This window comes from Ramlibacter sp. (assembly GCF_028292805.1).
Lineage (GTDB): Bacteria > Pseudomonadota > Gammaproteobacteria > Burkholderiales > Burkholderiaceae_C > Ramlibacter.
Map to the genome: position 1 here is coordinate 16,764 of NZ_JAQGLS010000165.1, position 18,209 is coordinate 34,972.

The following is an 18,209-nucleotide window of genomic DNA, read 5'->3' on the forward strand; positions in this document are numbered from 1 at the left end:
TCATCCAGTGGATTTAAGCACAGGCTGGATGCATGGCCAGTACTTTAACGATCCCGATGCGCGGAGGAAACAGGTTTTTTCGTCAGTTTGACTTACGATGTAGCCATGAGCTCCGAAGAAGGCTGGCGCCTGACCCATCTCGGCCGCTTGCTGGGGCACGCGATGCGGCGCTTCGACGCGCGCGTGCTGCACCTGATGGCCCACAACATCGACGTGCCGCTGGCGCTGTCCAACCTGGCCGCGCGGGCCCAGATCAGCGCTGCCCACATCCACATCACCCGCCACCTGGCCCTCAGGGGCAGCCGCCTGACCGAGCTGGCGGAACGCGCCGGCATGAGCAAGCAGGCGATGGGCGACCTGGTGGACCAGTGCGAAGCCTGGGGCCTGGTCACGCGCGAGCCCGATGCGCGCGACGCCCGCGCCCGGCTGGTGCAGTTCACGCCCACCGGCCTGTTGTGGCTGCAGGCCTTCAAGGAGGCCGTGGTGGTGGCGGAGCGGGAGTTTCGCGAGGAGGTGGGCCATGACGTGGCGACGGTGGTCAAGATCGGGCTGGAAGCCTATGCGGGCGGCGCCGGCTGAAAGCGCACGATCCACGTCAGTGCCGCGCCGACTCCAGCGCCTAGAATTCGCCGCAAACGAGCGCCCGCCATGAGGCGCGCACCAGGAGACAAGCATGCGGATCCTCATCGCGGAAGACGACCAGGTGCTGGCCGACGGCCTGCTGCGCAGCCTGCGTGCCGCCGGTGCCGCCGTCGACCACGTCGCCAGCGGCAGCGAAGCCGACGCGGCGCTGATGACGAACAACGAGTTCGACCTGCTGATCCTCGATCTCGGGCTGCCGAAGATGCACGGGCTGGAGGTGCTGCGCAAGCTGCGCGCCCGCGGCTCCAGCGTGCCGGTGCTGATCCTGACGGCGGCCGACGCGATCGAGGAGCGGGTCAAGGGCCTGGACCTGGGCGCCGACGACTACATGGCCAAGCCGTTCGCGCTGTCGGAGCTGGAAGCGCGGGTGCGGGCGCTCACGCGCCGCGGCATGGGCGCCTCCAGCAGCACCATCAAGCACGGCCCGCTGGTGTACGACCAGGCCGGCCGCGTCGCCAGCATCGACGGCAAGATGGTGGAGCTGTCGGCGCGCGAGCTGGGCCTGCTGGAGGTGCTGCTGCAGCGCGCCGGACGCCTGGTCAGCAAGGATCAGCTGGTCGAGCGCCTGTGCGAGTGGGGCGAGGAGGTGAGCAACAACGCCATCGAGGTCTACATCCACCGGCTGCGCAAGAAGATCGAGAAGGGACCGATCCGCATTGCCACGGTGCGCGGGCTGGGCTACTGTCTGGAGAAGATTCCCTGACCTGCGCCCTTCCCGCGCAGGCGGGCTGACGAAGGCGCATGAAACTGTTCCAGCGCGAGCAACGCTCGCTGTTCGGCGAGATCCTCGACTGGATGCTGACGCCGCTGCTGCTGCTGTGGCCAGTCAGCCTGGCGCTGACCTGGCTGGTGGCGCAAAGCATCGCCGGCAAGCCGTTCGACCGGGCGCTGGAATACAACGTGCAGGCGCTGGCCCAGCTGGTGACGGTGCAGAACCAGCGCGCGGTGTTCTACCTGCCGCAGCCGGCCCGCGAGATCCTGCGCGCCGACGATTCCGACCACGTGTACTACCAGGTGCTGGGGCCGAAGGACGAACTGCTCAGCGGCGAGCGCGACTTCCCGGCGCCGCCGCAGGACGAGTGGCCCGTCGTCGGCGAGACGCGGCTGCGCGACGCCGAGATGCGCGGGCTCGACGTGCGGGTGGCCTACACCTGGGTGCGGGTCGACCTGGCGGGCGCCCAGCCGGCGCTGGTGCAGGTGGCCGAGACGCGCGAGAAGCGCTCGGTGCTGGCCACGGAAATCATCAAGGGCGTGATGCTGCCGCAGCTGGTGATCCTGCCGCTGGCGGTGCTGCTGGTGTGGCTGGCGCTGGTGCGCGGCATCAAGCCGCTGTCGGAACTGGAAGAGCGCATCCGCGCCCGCAAGCCCGACGACCTGAGCCCGCTGGACGAAAAGGTGGTGCCGCTGGAGGTGGCCCCGCTGGTGTCGTCGGTCAACGACCTGCTGCGGCGGCTGAAAGACTCGATCGCCACCCAGAAGCGCTTCCTGGCGGACGCGGCGCACCAGCTGAAGACGCCGCTGGCGGGGCTGCGGATGCAGGCCGACCTGGCGCAGCGCGAGCACTTCAACGCCGACGAGCTGAAGCAGTCGCTCAAGCAGATCGGCCGCTCCAGCATGCGCGCCACCCACACCGTCAACCAGCTGCTGGCGCTGGCCAGGGCCGAGAGCAGCGGCAAGGCGCTGGTGCGCCAGCGCTGCGACCTGGCGGCGCTGACGGTGGAGGCGGTGCGGGACACGGTGCCGCGCGCCATGGACAAGCACGTGGACCTGGGCTACGACGGCGCCCAGCCCGGGAGCGCCGGGGTCTGGCTGCAAGGCAACCCGACCCTGCTCAAGGAAATGATCCGCAACCTGCTGGACAACGCGGTGGCCTACACCCCGTCGACGGCACGGCAGCCCGGGGTGGTGACGGCGCGGGTGCTGGCCGACCCGTTCGGGTCGGTGCTGGTGCTGCAGGTGGAAGACACCGGGCCCGGCATCGCCAAGAGCGAACGCGAGCTGGTGTTCCAGCCGTTCTACCGCGCGCTCGGGACCAACGTGGACGGCTCCGGGCTGGGGCTGCCGATCGTGCGCGAGATCGCCCACCAGCACAAGGCGGAGATCACCCTGGAGGATGCGCGTGCGGGCCAGCTGCCTCCGGGCACGCGGGTGACGGTGCGGTTCCAGGTGAGCTTGGCCGCCGACCGTGCCAGCGAAGCGGTCGAAACGGCATAGGTGCCGTCATAGCCGCCTCGCGCCGCAATCCAGACCGGCACCGCATCACCGGGGCATCGATCCCGGCTCGAGCCCGCGATGGCAGCCTTCAGGGCTGGTAGACGTTCAGCTCCAGCCGCTCGCGCGCCATCGCCCGCTGCAGGCCCGGCAATCCGGCGATCTTCTGCACGTGCGCCCACAGCGCGGTGTAGCCGGTCGGGTCGATCTTGGCGTAGCCACCCCAGCGCAGCAGCGTCAGCGCGTACGCATCGAGCGGGCCGAAATGGTCGCCGCCCAGGAACGGCTGGCCGGCCGCGGCCGCCTTCTGCGCCATCGCCTCGATCTCGGCCAGCAGCCCGGCATAGACCTTGGCGTTGAACGCCTTCAGTTCGGCCTGCGCCTGGGGCGACTCGGCGAACTTGTACGGCATGAACACGTGGGTGAAGGTCGGATGCACCGTGTTGTTCATCCAGGCCAGCGTCTCCAGCACGCGGGTGCGCGCCAGCTGCTGGCGCGGCAGGAACTGCTGGTCGGGAAATTTCGCGTCCAGGTGCTGGACGATGGCCAGGATCTGCGTGATGGCCTGCTCGCCGTCAACCAGCACCGGCACCTGGGCCCGCGGGTTGACGGCGGTGAAAGCCGGCTGCTTTTGCTCGCCCTTGTGCAGCTTGACCAGCACGGCCTCGAACGGCTGGCCGCTGTTTTCCAGCAGGGCATGCGGCACGAACGAACAGGCGCCGGGGGCGAAATACAGCTTCAAGGCCATGGGGATCTCCGGTGATCAGCGGCAAGGTCGCAAGGGGCGGGTGGCGAGGGCGGTGCGCAGCTCGTCCAGGCGCGGGCGCAAGGCATCGTCCACGGCCGGCAGCAGCAGCCGCTGGCCGCGCAGCTGGGGCCGCTCCTGCAGCACGCGGGCGGTGCGCACGCCGCGCTCGGTCAGGGTTTCCATCTGCCGCACGGCCGCGGCTTCGGTGGGGTGGCCGCCCAGCGACAGCCCCGGCTCCAGTTCGGAATTGGACAGCGGCTCGGAGGAAATGCCCAGCTGGCGCAGCTCGGCCCGCTTGCGCGCCACCTGCTCGACGCCGGGGTACTTGCCCATGTAGACGATCCAGCGCGCCGGCTCCAGCACCGGCTCGAAGCTCCAGGCCCCGGCCGGCCAGCGCCCCAGCAGCGGCCGCAGCGCCGTCACCAGCGGCTCGTCGAGCGGGCCGGCCTGCAGGCATTCGGGCGGCTGCGGCGCCTGCGCCAGCGCCGCATCGAGGCGGCGCAGCTCTTCCGGCCGCAGCAGCCGCACCGCCTCCGGGTGCAGTTGCTGGTTGAGCCGCTGCGGCTCCGACTGCTGCGTCGGACCCACGCCCCAAGGCAGCAGCAGCCCTTGTGACCAGGCGTAGAAGCCGCCGTTGGCCAGCAGCAGGAGCAGGACGGTCAGGCGCAGCATGGGCTCTCAGGAACGCGGTGAGGAGGCACCGGCCGGACGCACGCTCACTTCGGAGCTGCTGATGGCCTGCATGCCGGCCGCAGTATGCACCAGCAGGCTGCCGACCTCGGTCACGCCGTGGGCGGTGCCGGTGGTGCCGTCGCTCAGGGTGACCGGCCGGTCGCGCAACGCGTCGCGGGCCTGGAAGCGGGCCTGGAACGGGGCGAAGCCGAACTGCTCGAACGCCTGCAGCGCCAGCACCAGCGGGCCGGCCAGGCGCAGCAAGGTGCTGCCGGCGTCGGCGTCGGGATCGAGTTCCGCCACCGCCGCCGGCGGGGTCGACAAGCCCTGGGCGGGCCGCGGCGCGATGTTCAGGCCGACGCCGACCACGGCATAGCGGCCGCCGCCGGCGCTGCCCTCGCCGAAGCTCGCGGTTTCGATCAGGATGCCGCCCAGCTTGCGGTCACGCAGCCACAGGTCGTTCGGCCACTTGAGCTGGACGGCGGGGTCCAGGCTTTCGGCTATGCTGGCGCCCACTGCCAGGGAAAGCCCCGACCAGTCAGCGCCCGCCAGCGACAGACCCAGCGAAAAGGTCAGCGACGCCCCGGCCTCGCCGTGCCAGTTGCGGCCCAGCCGGCCGCGGCCGGCGGTCTGGCGCTCGGCCACCAGCAGCACGGGATCGGTCCGGCCGGCCCGGACCCGGCGCATCAGTTCGGAATTGGTCGAGTCCAGTTCCGGCAGCACTTCGACGGTGAAGCCGGGCAGCAGGGGCTCCACCTGCTGCCAGATCGCTTCCGCCGGCCAGCGGATCGCCACGCTCAGCGGCGCCGCTTGGGTGCCAGCAAGGTGCCGCGGCATTCGGGGGCGCCGCACCAGCAGGGATACTCGGCCTTCAGTTTCTTGGTATACGGCTCGTCGATGATCAGGCCGTAGTCGTAGTTGAGTTCCTCGCCCGCCGCTATGTTGCGCAAGCTCTTGATGAACACCCGCCCGCCGTCCTCGTCCGCCTCGCAGTTGGGGGCGCAGGAGTGGTTGATCCAGCGCGAGGCGTTGCCGCCGTGGGCTGCATCGATCACCCGGTCTTCGTCGATATGGAAGTAGAAAGTATGGTTCGGATCTTCGGGATTCCAGGGATGGCGGCGCTGCGCCTCCTTCCAGGAAATGATCTCGCCCACGTATTCGATGAGGGTCTCGCCTTCCGGGATGTCCCGAAGCGCGAAGACCCCCTTGCCGTGCACGCCGGACTTGCGGACTTGGATGCGGCGGTTGGTCTTGGGGGCGGACTTGGCGGGCATGTTGAAATTTCTGTTAACTTGAATTCGTACACGTGCGCGCATGCGCGTGCGCGTACATGCGGGAAAAGCCGCGATTGTAAGAACACCTGGGAACGTCCGTGACGACCAAGACATTAGTGATCGCCGAGAAACCATCCGTGGCGCAGGACATCGTCCGCGCGCTGGCGCCGGTGGCGGGCAAATTCGACAAGCACGACGAGTACTTCGAGAGCGACGGATACATCGTCACCAGCGCCGTCGGCCACCTGGTGGAGATCCACGCGCCCGAGGAATTCGACGTCAAGCGCGGCAAGTGGAGCTTCGCCAACCTGCCGGTGATTCCGCCGTACTTCGAGCTCAAACCCGTGGACAAGACCAAGACGCGGCTGAACGCGGTGGTCAAGCTGGCCAAGCGCAAGGACGTGGGCGACCTCGTCAACGCCTGTGACGCGGGGCGCGAAGGCGAGCTGATCTTCCGGCTGATCGAGCAGTACGCCGGCGGCGCCAAGGGGCCGCTGGGCAAGCCGGTGCGCCGGCTGTGGCTGCAGTCGATGACGCCGCAGGCCATCCGCGACGGCTTCGACAAGCTGCGCAGCGACCAGCAGATGCAGGGCCTGGCCCACGCCGCCCGCTCGCGCTCGGAGGCCGACTGGCTGGTGGGCATCAACGGCACCCGCGCCATGACGGCGTTCAACTCGCGCGACGGCGGCTTTTTCCTGACCACCGTCGGCCGGGTCCAGACGCCCACACTGGCCATCGTGGTCGAGCGCGAGGAACAGATTCGCAAGTTCATCAGCCGCGACTACTGGGAGGTGCACGCCAGCTTTCTGGCCGAGGCGGGCGAATACCCGGGCAAGTGGTTCGACCCGGCCTGGAAGAAAGACCCGGAAGACGCCGAAAAGCGGGCCGACCGCCTGTGGGACCAGAAGCAGGCCCTGGCGATCGCCGAGGCGGTACGCGGCAAGGCCGCCAGCGTCACCGAGGAGTCCAAGCCGACCTCGCAGGCGCCCCCCGGCCTGTTCGACCTGACCTCTCTGCAGCGCGAGGCCAACGGCCGCTTTGGCTACTCGGCCAAGACCACGCTGGCGCTGGCGCAGTCGCTGTACGAGCGGCACAAGGCCCTGACCTACCCGCGGACCGACTCGCGCCACCTGCCGCAAGACTACGTCAAGGTGGTGCAGGACACCATGGGCATGCTGGCCGGCAGCGGCATGGGCCACCTCGCGCCGTTCGCGGCGCAGGCTGTCAAGGAAGGCTACGTCAAGCCGGTCAAGCGCGTGTTCGACGATGCCAAGGTCAGCGACCACTTCGCCATCATCCCCACGCTGCAGGCGCCCAGCGGCCTGTCCGAGGCCGAGCAGAAGCTGTACGACCTGGTGGTGCGGCGCTTTCTGGCAGTGTTCTTCCCCAGCGCCGAGTACATGGTCACCACCCGCATCAGCCAGGCGGTGGGCCATCATTTCAAGACCGAGGGCAAGGTGCTGGTCAAGCCGGGCTGGCTGGCCATCTACGGCAAGGAAGCCGCGGCCGAGGTGGAAGACGCCAAGGAAGGCGACAAGGGCCAGAACCTGGTGCCGGTCAAGCCGGGCGAGATGGTGCGCAGCGAAACGGTCGAGGCCAAGGGCCTGAAGACCCGGCCGCCCGCGCGCTACAGCGAAGCGACGCTGCTGGGCGCGATGGAAGGCGCCGGCAAGTTCGTGGAAGACGACGAACTGCGCGAAGCCATGCAGGAAAAAGGCCTGGGCACGCCGGCCACGCGGGCCGCCACCATCGAAGGCCTGATCAACGAAAAGTACATGCTGCGCGAAGGCCGCGAGCTGATCCCCACGGCCAAGGCGTTCCAGCTGATGACGCTGCTGCGCGGTCTGGGCGTGGAGGAGTTGAGCAAGCCCGAGCTGACCGGCGAGTGGGAATACAAGCTGGCGCAGATGGAGCACGGCAAGCTGTCGCGCGACGACTTCATGCGCGAGATCGCCGAGATGACGGCGCGGATCGTGCAAAAGGCCAAGACCTACGACCGCGACACGGTACCGGGCGACTACGCCACCTTGAAGACGCCCTGCCCGAACTGCGCCGGCGTGATCCAGGAAAGCTACCGCCGCTTCAACTGCATCGGCGGCAACGGCAAGGAGCCGTGCGGCTTCTCCTTCACCAAGATCCCGGCCGGGCGCGCCTTCGAACTCGACGAGGTCGAGCAGTTCCTGCGCGACAAGCGCATCGGCCCGTTGCAGGGCTTTCGCTCCAAGGCCGGCTGGCCATTCACCGCCGAACTGGCGCTGGTGTTCGACGAGGAAGACAAGAACTGGAAGCTGGAGTTCGACTTCGGCGAGGACAAGAACGCCGAGTCGGGCGAGATCGTCGACCTGTCGGCGCTGGAGCCGCTCGGGCCTTGCCCCAAGTGCGGCGCCCGGGTGTTCGAGTGGGGCAGCAACTACGTGTGCGAGCGGGCCGTGCCGACGCACGACCATCCCACCCCCAGCTGCGACTTCCGCAGCGGCAAGATCATCCTGCAGCAGCCGGTGGAGCGCGAGCAGATGGCCAAGCTGCTGGCCACCGGCAAGACCGACTTGCTGGACAAGTTCGTCTCGATGCGGACCCGGCGCTCGTTCAAGGCCTTCCTGGCCTGGGATGCGGAAGCCGGCAAGGTGAACTTCGAGTTCGAGCCGCGCGCCTCCAAGTTCCCGCCGCGCAAGGGCGCGCCGGCCAAGGCGCCGCCGCTGAAGGCGACGGCCAAGGCGGCCAGGACCGTGGCCGGCAAGAAGGTCGCGGCCAAGAAGGTCGCCCCCGCGAAGAAGGCGCCGGCGGCCAAGAAGGCCGCGGCCCCGAAGGCGCCGCGCAAGACCGGCGCCGGCTTGCGCCCGAGCGCCGAGCTGGCCGCCGTGATCGGCAGCCAGCCGGTGGCCCGCACCGAGGTGATCAAGAAGATCTGGGACTACATCAAGGCCAACGGCCTGCAGGACAGCGTCAACAAGCGCGCCATCAACGCCGACGCCAAGTTGAAGCCCGTGTTCGGCAAGCCGCAGGTGACGATGTTCGAGCTGGCCGGCATCGTCGGCAAGCACCTGACGGCGGTGGAGTGAGGGCTATTCCCCCCGCCGCCCCAGCAGCAGCGCCTGCCGCAGCAGCCGGTTGGCCCGGTCCCGGATATGCCCCGGCAGGCTGCGCTTGGGCCGCGGCCTGGCCTTGGCGGCCACGCAGGCACCCATGAAATCCATCAGGATGGCGCGGTCGTCCAGCGAGTCGCTGCCCGGCTGCAGGAATTCGGGGTGCCACTGGGTGGCCGCGATGTAGCCGCGGTGGCCCGGCCGCCGGATCGCCTCCGGCACGCGGTCGGGCAGGCTCCAGGCCTCCACCTGGAAGCCGGGCGCCAGCCCCTTGACCGCCTGGTGGTGGATGCTGTTGACGCGACCGCGCTCCAGGCCCGGGTACAGCTGGGCCAGCCGCGATCCGGCCACCAGCTCGATCTCGTGGAAATTCTGGTCGTAGGTGACCGCGTCGCGGTGCTGCAGCGTCTGGGGATGGTCGTGCTGGGTCGCGATGTCCTGGTAAAGCGTGCCGCCAAACGCCACGTTGATCAACTGCAGGCCGCGGCAGACGCCGAAGATCGGCTTGCCGGCCTGCTCGAAAGCCTCCACCAGCGCCAGGTCGTACAGGTCGCGGATGCGGTCGCCGATCCAGGCCTCCTGCAGCGGCTCCTCGCCGTAGCTGCCCGGCCAGACGTCGGCGCCGCCGTGCATCACCACGCCATCGAGCCATTGCGCATAGTGCGCCAGCTTGACGTCGCCGCGCGCCGTCTCCCCGGTCGGGCAGGGAATCATCACCACCAGCGCGCCGGCCGACATCAGCCAATGGGCGATCGACTGCTCGACGTACTGAAGCGTCTTGTTGGTGAACAGCGACCGGGTCGGGTCGGCGTGCAGGAAGCAGGCCGAGAGGCCGATCTTGAGTCTGTTGGAAGGCATTGCCGTCATTCTTGTGCACGCAGCGCCTGGCGGCTGTCGGACGGCGGCGCGAGGCTTGTCAACCGCCACCATCCAATCACGCGCCGCGTGCATTTTGCACGGCGGCTTCGCACTACTGCGTGCGCAAGTGCCAGGCCTTGGGCCGCGTGAACGCCTGGATCCCGTACTTCGACAAGGTCAGCCCGATCCCGGAGTCGCCCATCCCGCTCCACGGCAGGCGTGGACTGACGCGGTCGCAGCAGTTCCAGTACACGCTGCCCGCGTTCACCTGCGCCAGCAGCGCCCGCGCGCGCTGCTCGTCGCGCGTGTAGACCCCGGCGGTCAATCCGTAGCGGGTGTCGTTCATCAGCCGCACCGCTTCGGCGTCGTCGACCACCTTCTGGATGCCGATCACCGGGCCGAAGCTTTCCTCGCGCATGACGTCCATGGTGTGGTCCACGTTCACCAGCACGGTGGGGTCGAACCAGTTGCCGGCGCCGATGCGGCGCTCGCCGCCGGCCACCAGGTGCGCACCCTTGGCGATGGCGTCCTCGACCTGGCTCTCCAGCACGTCCAGCTGCGGGGCCCGGGTGACGGCGCCGATATAGGTGTCGTCGTTCATCGGGTCGCCCCGGCGCATGCTGCGCACGGCCTCGACGAAGGCCGCGACGAAGGCGGCGTGGATCTTCTCGTGCACGTAGATGCGCTCCACCGAGCAGCAGCTCTGGCCGGTGTTGTACATCGCCCCGTCCGCCAGCGACTCGGCCGCCGCTTTCGGGTCGGCGTCCTCGCAGACATAGGTCGGGTCTTTGCCACCCAGTTCCAGCTGCAGCTTGACCAGGCGCCCGGCCAGGGCTTTGGCGATGCGCTTGCCGGTGGCATGCGAGCCGGTGAAGAACACCCCGTCGACGTTCTGCTCCAGCAGCGCCGTGCCGACCTCGCCGCCGCCCACCAGGGTGACCATGACGGCGCGCGGCACGCCGGCTTCGTCCAGCAGGCGGGCGATCTCCAGGCCGGTGAGGGTGGCGTATTCGGACGGCTTGTAGAGCACCGCGTTGCCGGCCAGCAGCGCCGGCAGGATCACGTTGCAGCCGACGAACCAGGGATAGTTCCAGGCCGAGATGTTGGCCACCAGGCCCAGCGGCGCGTGCTGGATCTGCTCTTTCATGCCGCCTTCGTCGAACACGGTTTCGGCGGCGATCGCCGCTTCGGTCTCGGCCAGGAAGAAATCGATCCGCGGCAGCAGGCCGTTCAGCTCGTTGCGCGACATCCTGATCGGCTTGCCGGTCTCGCGCGTCATGGTGGTGGCCAGCTGCTCGAGATCGCGCACCACGCCTTCGCGGAACTTGCGCACGCAGGCCATCCGGCGCTCCAGCGGCAGCGCGGCCCAGGCGGGCTGGGCCGCGCGCGCGGCGGCGGTCTTGGCCGCGACTGACTCGGCGTCGTCGGCCGGCAGCGCGATGATCAGTTCGCCATCGGCGGGGTTGTGGATGGAGAGTGTGGTCATTGGGTTCTCGCCGCGCGGGCGGCATCCAGGAAGTCGCGTAGCAGCGGCGTGTCGTCCACCACGCCCAGTTCCGGCCGGTGGAACTCCGGATGCCATTGCACGGCCGCGATCCAGGCGTCGCCGACGTGCCGGATGGCCTCGATCACGCCATCGTCGGGCGACATCGCCTCGGCCACGAAGCCCGGCGCCAGCTGCTTGATGCCCTGGTGGTGCACGCTGTTGATTTTGTGGCGGCCGCCTTCGAGCAAGCCGGCCAGCCGGGTGCCGGGCAGGATGTCCACCGGGTGGAAGTTCAGGTCGTAGGCCACCGCGTCGCGGTGCACCCGGGCGCCCGGTTTCTGCGTCGCGATGTCCTGGTACAGCGTGCCGCCGTGCGCCACGTTGATCAGCTGCAGGCCACGGCAGATGCCGAACACCGGCTTGCCGGCGGCGACGAAGGCCTTGACCAGCGCGATCTCGTACGCGTCGCGCGTGCGGTCGCCGCTCCACTCCGGCCGCAGCGGTTCCTCGCCGTAGCTGCCCGGCCAGACGTCGGCACCGCCGTGCATCACCAGGCCGTCGAGCCACTGCGCATACGCGCCGACCTCGACCTTCCCGCGGAAGGTTTCGCCCTGCAACGACGGGATCATCACCGGCAATGCGTCTTGCGACAGCACCCAGTGCGCCGTCGATTGCTCGATCCACAGCAAGGTCTTGGACGGCGCCGCCTTGCGCTCGCCGTCCGGGTGAAAAAAGCAGGCGGAAATGCCGATCTTCAGGCGCTCGCTCATCGGGGCTCTCACATGGCCGCCGCGAACATCCGCTCGAAATCCGCCGGCGTGCACGGGCGCGCGTTGGTCTGGTGGCAGATGTCCTGGAAGGCGATCTCCACCAGCTGCGGAATCTGCTCCCTGGTCACGCCGTGGGAAGCCAGCGTGCCGCCAATGCCGATGCTGACCTTGAGCTCCTTCAGCCACGGCACCAAGGCCTTGCCACCGCCCGCCACCTTGCAGACATGCGCCAGCTCGTCGAACTTCTCGGGCGCCGCCTCGTGGTTCCAGGCCAGCACGGTATCGATCATCAGCGCGTTGGCCAGGCCGTGATGCAGGTCGCACACCGCGCCCAGCGCGTGGGCGCAGGCGTGCACCGCGCCCAGGTCCTTCTGGAAGGCGATCGCGCCCATCATCGACGCCATCATCATGTCGCTGCGCGCCGCCAGGTTGCCCGGCTCCCTGACCGCGGTGACGATGGAGCGCGCCGCGATGCGCGTGCCCTCCAGCGCGATGCCGTCGCACAGCGGATGGTAGGCCGGCGACAGGTAGCTTTCGATGTTGTGCGTGAGCGCGTCCATGCCGGTGGCGGCGGTCACGTGCGGCGGCAAGGCCAGCGTCAGCTCCGGATCGGCGAACACCTTGCGCGCCAGGATCTTGGCGCTGAACACCACGCGCTTGAGGTGCGTGTCGTCCTCGCTGACGACCGCGGAGCGACCCACTTCGGAGCCGGTGCCGGAGGTGGTCGGCAACGCGACGAACCAAGGCAGCGCATTGGTGATGGGCCGTACCTCGGGATGGTCCCACACGTACTCGATGATGTCGCCTTCATGGGTGGCGGCCACGCCCACCACTTTGGCGACGTCCAGCGCCGCACCGCCGCCAAAGCCGATCACGCAGTCGGCGCCATGCGCCTTGTAGGCGGCGGCGCCGGCCATCACCTGGCTGGCCGTCGGGTTGCCGAACACGCCGGAGAACACGGCCACGTCGAGACCCTGCAGCTGGGCCTGGAACTCCGCCAGCACCGGCAGCGCGCCCAGGGCGCGGTCGGTGACGATCAGCGGGCGCTTCAGGCCCTGCTCGCGCAGGTGGCCCGCGACCTCCTTGCGGGCGCCGACGCCGAACTGGATGGGGGTGGGAAAGGCGAAGTTGGACAGGCTCATTGGGTCTCGGTGAGCAAAAGGGCCATGTGGATCTCGCTCAGGGCGCGGCCATCGACGCTGATGGCGTGCGGCTCCAGGCCGCCGCGAAAACCAGCGCGCTCCGGGCGCCGCCGATGCTCGCGCAAGCCGCGCAGGCCGCGCAGGCGCAACTGGCGGAACGCCTCGGCGTCCGCCGGCACCAGCCTGCGCAGTTCCACGGTCATCAGATGATCTCGAAGTAGCGTTTCAATTCCCAGTCTGTCACGCCGTCCTGCCACTGGCGCCAGGCCCAGTCGCGGGTGGCGGCGAAGTGGTCGACGAAGGCGTCGCCGAGCCAGTCACGGGCGATCTCCGATCTTTCGAAAGCGCGCGTGGTTTCGATCAGCGTGCGCGGCGCCCGCGGGATGTGCTCCGAGCCCTGGTTGGTGCCGGTGATCGGCGGCGCAGTGAGCTTCAGGCCTTTCTCAACGCCGTGCATGCCGGCCGCGATCACGGCCGCCATCGCCAGGTAGGGGTTGACGTCGGCGCCGGGGCAGCGCGTTTCCAGCCGGGTGGCCTTGGGCGAGCCGGCCAGCACGCGGAAGCTGGCGGTGCGGTTGTCCATGCCCCAGGTCGGCTTGACCGGCGCCCAGAAGCCGTCGACCAGCCGCTTGTAGCTGTTGATGGTGGGCCAGATCATCGGCCCGAAGTCCATCATGCAGGCCACCTGGCCGGCCAGGTAGCTCTCGAACAGCGGGCTCATCTTGCGCGGGCTGTCGGCGTCGTAGAACAGGTTGGTCTTGCCGTCGGTCAGGCTCTGGTGGATGTGGCCGCTGCAGCCCGGGTACTTCTGGCTCCACTTGGCCATGAAGCTGGGCATGATGCCGAAACGCTTGCCGATCTCGCGCGCGCCGGTCTTGAACAGCACCGCGCGGTCGGCCTGCTCCAGCGCACTGGAAAAGGCGATCGCCACTTCGTAGGTGCCCGGCCCGGTCTCGGTGTGCAGGCCCTCGATGGGCACCTTGAAGGCCAGCATCTCGTCCATCAGCGCGTTGAAAAACCCGGGGTTGTCGGCCATGCGCAGCACCGAGTAGCCGAACATGCCGGGCGTGATCGGCTCCGGCGGGCTGCCGTTCTTGGCCGCCCAGCTATGAATCGTTTCGCGGAAGTTGAACCACTCGAATTCCATGCCGGTCATCACTTCGAAGCCGAGTTTCTCGGCCCGGGCCAGCACGCGCTTCAAAGTCTGGCGCGGGCACACCGGGTGCGGCGAACCGTCGGCCAGCACGAACTCGCCCAGGAAGAACGGCACCTCGTTGTCCCACGGGACCTTGCGCGCGGTGCCCAGGTCCACGCTGGCCAAGGCATCGGGAAAGCCGTGCTGCCAGCCGGTGACCTGCGCGTTGTCGTAGGTCACGTCCTGACTGTCCCAGCCCAGCACCACGTCGCAAAAGCCGAAGCCGCCGCTGGCGGCGCCCTCGAACTTGTCGATGTGCAGGTACTTGCCGCGCAGGATGCCGTCGATGTCGGTGACGGCGACCTTGACCTTGTTGGCGCCCTCCTTCCTCAGCTGGGTGAGGGCGGGATGGGGGGTCTCCTTGCTGCTGGCCACGGGCTGGAACTCCTCACGATTTGCTGCGCTAGCGGTGCATCCATCTTGACAGCCTTCGCGCTTTTCGTGGGAGCCCGACAGCGCCCCATGCACGCGTCGGGCGCTGGTAGAGTGCCCGCATGTCCCATCCTGCCTCGCAGCGCATCGAAGCCGCCCTGGCCGGCGCCCGCTGCGCCCTGCTGCTGGGCGAGCTGCCGCAGATGCACACGCAACTGGTGCACGCGCTCGACGCCCTGGCCGAAGTCACGCGTGAAGGGCTGGTGCCGGTGCAGGAGCGCCCGCCCGTCGACTGGGACGAGGCCACGGCGATCCGGCTGGTCTGGCAGGTGCTGGCCCGGCTCAAGCTCGAGCAGTGCCGCGTCTTTCCCTATGCCGGCACGCTGCTCGGCCTGGAACGCAACGGCCGCCTCTTGCCCAACGACAAAGACATCGACCTGGCGGTCTGGCTGGAAGATTTTTCACTGGCCGGCCGCGTGCTGCAGCAGATGGGCCTGCAGCGCGCCACCGAGGTGCCGCCGTTCGACAACATGACAACCTGGGTCGATCCGGCCAGCGGCCTGTCGGTCGAGCTGTTCGGCCTGCTGCGCGACCCGGTGCGCGAACGGGTCCAGGGCGGCGTCTGGCTGTACGGCCGCCCGCCTGGCTGGCAGCGGGTGCTGCACCTGCCCTGGTTCGAGCTGGTCGAGCGGGCCAGCCCGGCCGGGCCCACTTGGTGGCCGGCCGAACCACCAGCGCTGCTGGAGGCTTTCTATGGCGACTGGCGCACGCCGCGGCCCGAATGGGACTCGCAGGTGTCGAACCGCGCGCTGCAGGAAATCAACCTGAGCTGGCACTGCTGGTCGCTCAAGAGCCTGTCCGAGCGCTGGTTGACCGGCGACCTGGCCAGCACGCTGCGGCTGCTGGAGCAGATCGCGATGCGCTGCGGCGACACCCCCCAGCTGCGCCAGTGGCGCGAGGCGCTGATGCCGCGGTGACGCCAGCGCAGCCGGCGCAAAGTGAGCGTCCTCATTCCGGCGGCCGGCAGCGGCCAGCGCCCGGGCCTTGGCCCCAATGCGCTGCTGGCCATGGCCGGCCGGCCGCTGCTCGACTGGGCGGTGGACCAGGCGCTGCCGCGCGGCGCCCTTCGCGTCGAAGTCGGCGCCACCGGCCAGCAGAGCGTCGGGCGGCTGGGAACGGGCGCCGCGCCTCTGGTTCGCCGCTGTGGAACGGGGCCAGCCCGTTCGCCTCGCTGGAGTTCGCGCGCAGCGTGCCGGCGGCGTCTGCAGCGCAACATCAAGCTGACCACGCCCGACGACTGGCTGCTGGCGCAGGCCCTGCACCAGCGCCTGCGCGGCGGATCTGTCCGCCTGCGGTCGAGCTGCCGCGATTGCGGCCGCTGCGCTGGCGCCGTAGGATGAAGGCTCCTCACGTTGCTGGAGGGTCTGCAGTGGGAACTCATCGCGACATTGCCGCCCGGCGCACGCTGGCCCTCGTGGGGCCGGGTGCCGCAGGCAAGACCAGCCTGGCGGAAGCCTTGCTGTGGAAGGCCGGGGCGATTGGCGCGCCCGGCAGCGTGGAAAAGGGCAACACCAGCTCGGACCACGACCCGCTGGAAAAACGCTGGCTGCGCTCGCTCAACACCAGCCTGCTGCACTTCGAGCACCGCGGCGTCCACACCCACCTGATCGACACCCCGGGCGCGCCCGACCTGCTCGGGCAGTCGTTGCCCGCGCTGGAAGCGGTGGAGACGGCGGCCATCGTGATCAGCGCGGCCACGGGCATCGAGCCGATGGCGGCGCGGATGATGGAATGGGCGAAGCAGCGCGAGCGCGACCGCATCATCGTCATCACCAAGATCGACACCCAGGGCGCCGACCTGCAGGGGCTGGTGGCGCAGATCCAGGCCGCCTTCGGCCGCGAATGCCTGCCCGTCAACCTGCCGTCGCAACGCGGCGAGCGGGTGCTGGACTGCTTCTGGAACATGAAGGCCGACGGCCCGCCGACCGACTTCTCGTCGGTGGAGCAAGCGCATCGCGCTCTGGTCGAACAGGTGGTCGAAGTCGACGCCGCGTTCGTCGAGCGCTACCTGAACGACGGCGACGTCGCCCCGCAGGAACTGCACGCGCCGCTGGAGCAGGCCCTGCGCGAAGGCCACCTGGTGCCGATCTGCTTCGTCTCGGCCCGCACCGGCGCCGGCGTGACGGAACTGCTGGAAGTGATCGAGCGGCTGCTGCCGGATCCGAGCGAGGGCAATCCGCCGGCCTTCCTGGAAGGCGAAGGCGAGCAGGCGAAGCCGCTCGAGGCGCTGCCGGACCCGGCCCTGCACGTGCTGGCGCATGTCTTCAAGGTGACGCAAGACCCTTACGTCGGCAAGATGGGCGTGCTGCGGGTGCACCAGGGCACCATCACGCGCGACAGCCAGCTCTACGTGGGAGACGGCCGCCGCCCTTTCAAGGTGGGCCACCTTTTCATGCTGCAGGGCAAGGAGCTGACGGAGGTGGTCAGGGCGGTGCCGGGCGACCTGTGCGCGATCGCCAAGGTGGAGGAACTGCACTTCGACGCGGTGCTGCACGACGCCGCCGAAGACTCCCACATCCATCTCAAGCCGCTGGAATTCCCGGTGCCGGTGCACGGGCTGGCGATCGAGCCCAAGCGCCGCGGTGACGAGCAGCGCCTGCACGACATCCTGCACAAGCTGGTGAGCGAAGACCCGTGCCTGCGGCTGGAGCACGTGGCCAGCACCAACGAAAGCGTGGTCTACGGCCTGGGCGAGCTGCACCTGCGCACGCTGCTGGAGCGCCTGACCGAGGTGCACGGCTGCCAGGTGAACACCCGGCCGCCGCGCATCGCCTACCGGGAGACGGTGATGGCGGCGGCCGAAGGCCACCACCGCCACAAAAAGCAGACCGGCGGCGCCGGCCAGTTCGGCGAGGTGTTCCTGCGGGTGGAGCCGCTGCCGCGCGGCAGCGGCTTCCAGTTCGTCGACGAGGTCAAGGGCGGCGCCATCCCGCACAACTTCATCCCGGCGGTCGAAAAAGGCGTGCGGCTGGCAATGGAACAAGGCGTGGTGGCCGGCTATCCGGTGGTCGACCTGAAGGTGGTGGTGTACGACGGCAAGCACCACACGGTCGACAGCAAGGAGATCGCCTTCATCACCGCCGCCCGCAAGGCGCTCGCGGCGGCGGTGCAGGCGGCGCGGCCCTGCGTGCTGGAGCCGATCGTCGACGTCGAGATCACCGCGCCGGAGCAGAACATGGGCGACATCACCGGCGACCTCGCGGCGCGCCGCGGCCAGGTGAGCGGCACCCAGTCCGGCGCCACCGGCGCGCTGACGGTGCTGGCGCAGGCGCCGTTGTCGGAGCTGGCCAGCTACCAGTCGCGGCTGAACTCGCTGACCGGCGGGCAGGGCCGCTACACCCTCTCCTTTAGCCACTACGAGCCGGTGCCGCCGACGGTGCAGGCGCAGCTGGCGTCGCAGCACAAGGTGCGCGACGAAGGCTAGCGCAGCGCATCGCCGCGCTCGCAAGCCCGCTACGCTGGCAAAGCACCCCCTCTTTCGCGCAGTCCGCCAGGCACGGGTGGGCGCCAGCTCCGCCGTTCGAGGCTCGGCCAGGCTGCGACGCGCGCAGGACGCGGGGCTGCAGCAGCACGACGCCTGAGCCTTGGAGCCCAGGCTCCTAGTTGCGAGCGCCCCGGCCCGGGCCGTCGTCGCCACGCTGGCCACGCCCGCCGCGGCCGTCGTCGCCCCGGCCGCCACGCTCGGCACGTTCGGCC

The 18,209-nt window shown here is 69.3% G+C and carries 17 protein-coding genes; 7 read left to right on the forward strand and 10 right to left on the reverse strand.

From position 1 onward, the window contains the following. Positions 1–105 precede the first annotated feature (105 nt). The 3 genes from JWP65_RS10305 to JWP65_RS10315 all read left to right on the forward strand — a co-directional run bounded on the left by JWP65_RS10305 (position 106) and on the right by JWP65_RS10315 (position 2,856). A complete protein-coding gene (locus tag JWP65_RS10305; RefSeq protein WP_299763365.1) occupies positions 106–579 on the forward strand; it encodes a MarR family winged helix-turn-helix transcriptional regulator in 474 nt (157 codons plus the stop codon). Positions 580–673: 94 nt separating this feature from the next. Continuing rightward, positions 674–1,345, forward strand: a complete 672-nt coding sequence (locus JWP65_RS10310; RefSeq protein WP_299763367.1) for a response regulator transcription factor — start codon at positions 674–676, stop codon at positions 1,343–1,345. Between the two features lie 38 nt (positions 1,346–1,383). Further along, a complete protein-coding gene (locus JWP65_RS10315) occupies positions 1,384–2,856 on the forward strand; it encodes a sensor histidine kinase (protein ID WP_299763369.1) in 1,473 nt (490 codons plus the stop codon). A gap of 88 nt (positions 2,857–2,944) precedes the next feature. On the opposite strand, the gene JWP65_RS10320 is transcribed toward JWP65_RS10315, so the two are convergent. Genes JWP65_RS10320 through JWP65_RS10335 form a run of 4 tightly spaced genes read right to left on the reverse strand, consistent with a single transcriptional unit; the run spans position 2,945 to position 5,547 of the window. Continuing rightward, positions 2,945–3,601 carry a glutathione S-transferase family protein gene (locus JWP65_RS10320; RefSeq protein WP_299763371.1) on the reverse strand — a complete coding sequence of 219 codons (657 nt, stop codon included), beginning with the start codon at positions 3,599–3,601 and terminating at the stop codon, positions 2,945–2,947. A 15-nt stretch (positions 3,602–3,616) separates the two neighbouring features. Beyond that, positions 3,617–4,273 carry an SPOR domain-containing protein gene (locus JWP65_RS10325; RefSeq protein WP_299763373.1) on the reverse strand — a complete coding sequence of 219 codons (657 nt, stop codon included), beginning with the start codon at positions 4,271–4,273 and terminating at the stop codon, positions 3,617–3,619. Between the two features lie 6 nt (positions 4,274–4,279). Then, complete coding sequence (locus JWP65_RS10330; protein WP_299763375.1) at positions 4,280–5,110, reverse strand: biotin--[acetyl-CoA-carboxylase] ligase; 831 nt, start codon at positions 5,108–5,110, stop codon at positions 4,280–4,282. Next, complete coding sequence (locus tag JWP65_RS10335; protein ID WP_299763377.1) at positions 5,071–5,547, reverse strand: SET domain-containing protein-lysine N-methyltransferase; 477 nt, start codon at positions 5,545–5,547, stop codon at positions 5,071–5,073. Before JWP65_RS10335 ends, JWP65_RS10330 begins: the two co-directional genes overlap by 40 nt. Positions 5,548–5,645: 98 nt before the next feature. Here JWP65_RS10335 and JWP65_RS10340 point away from each other — a divergent pair, with 98 nt between their 5' ends. Beyond that, entirely contained in the window at positions 5,646–8,606 is a 2,961-nt protein-coding gene (locus tag JWP65_RS10340; protein WP_299763379.1) for a DNA topoisomerase III, read from the forward strand. Positions 8,607–8,609: 3 nt separating this feature from the next. Here JWP65_RS10340 and JWP65_RS10345 read toward each other — a convergent pair whose 3' ends face one another. The 6 genes from JWP65_RS10345 to JWP65_RS10370 all read right to left on the reverse strand — a co-directional run bounded on the left by JWP65_RS10345 (position 8,610) and on the right by JWP65_RS10370 (position 14,456). Continuing rightward, positions 8,610–9,497, reverse strand: coding sequence for a gamma-glutamyl-gamma-aminobutyrate hydrolase family protein (locus JWP65_RS10345; protein WP_299763381.1), 888 nt, complete (start codon positions 9,495–9,497; stop codon positions 8,610–8,612). A 103-nt stretch (positions 9,498–9,600) separates the two neighbouring features. Then, positions 9,601–10,974 (reverse strand): aldehyde dehydrogenase family protein, encoded by a 1,374-nt coding sequence (locus tag JWP65_RS10350; protein WP_299763383.1) that lies wholly within the window; start codon positions 10,972–10,974, stop codon positions 9,601–9,603. Beyond that, positions 10,971–11,744: a gamma-glutamyl-gamma-aminobutyrate hydrolase family protein gene (locus JWP65_RS10355; RefSeq protein WP_299763385.1), complete on the reverse strand. Its 774-nt coding sequence runs from the start codon at positions 11,742–11,744 to the stop codon at positions 10,971–10,973. Before JWP65_RS10355 ends, JWP65_RS10350 begins: the two co-directional genes overlap by 4 nt. Before the next feature lie 8 nt (positions 11,745–11,752). Next, the gene (locus JWP65_RS10360) at positions 11,753–12,886 is read right to left on the reverse strand and encodes an iron-containing alcohol dehydrogenase (RefSeq protein ID WP_299763387.1); all 1,134 of its coding nucleotides are present in this window, start codon (positions 12,884–12,886) and stop codon (positions 11,753–11,755) included. Further along, complete coding sequence (locus JWP65_RS10365) at positions 12,883–13,089, reverse strand: hypothetical protein (RefSeq protein ID WP_299763389.1); 207 nt, start codon at positions 13,087–13,089, stop codon at positions 12,883–12,885. The genes JWP65_RS10360 and JWP65_RS10365 overlap by 4 nt, the downstream gene beginning before the upstream one ends. Continuing rightward, positions 13,089–14,456: a glutamine synthetase family protein gene (locus JWP65_RS10370; protein ID WP_299763391.1), complete on the reverse strand. Its 1,368-nt coding sequence runs from the start codon at positions 14,454–14,456 to the stop codon at positions 13,089–13,091. Before JWP65_RS10370 ends, JWP65_RS10365 begins: the two co-directional genes overlap by 1 nt. Before the next feature lie 119 nt (positions 14,457–14,575). Between JWP65_RS10370 and JWP65_RS10375 the strand changes: the two genes are divergently transcribed. From JWP65_RS10375 to fusA, 3 genes are read left to right on the forward strand one after another with little or no spacing between them, the layout of a single operon-like run. Further along, entirely contained in the window at positions 14,576–15,430 is an 855-nt protein-coding gene (locus JWP65_RS10375) for a hypothetical protein (RefSeq protein ID WP_299763393.1), read from the forward strand. A gap of 21 nt (positions 15,431–15,451) precedes the next feature. Continuing rightward, a complete protein-coding gene (locus JWP65_RS10380) occupies positions 15,452–15,853 on the forward strand; it encodes a 2-C-methyl-D-erythritol 4-phosphate cytidylyltransferase (protein WP_299763395.1) in 402 nt (133 codons plus the stop codon). Then, positions 15,850–17,937 (forward strand): elongation factor G, encoded by a 2,088-nt coding sequence (gene fusA / locus JWP65_RS10385; protein ID WP_299763397.1) that lies wholly within the window; start codon positions 15,850–15,852, stop codon positions 17,935–17,937. Before JWP65_RS10380 ends, fusA begins: the two co-directional genes overlap by 4 nt. Positions 17,938–18,209: the final 272 nt, after the last annotated feature.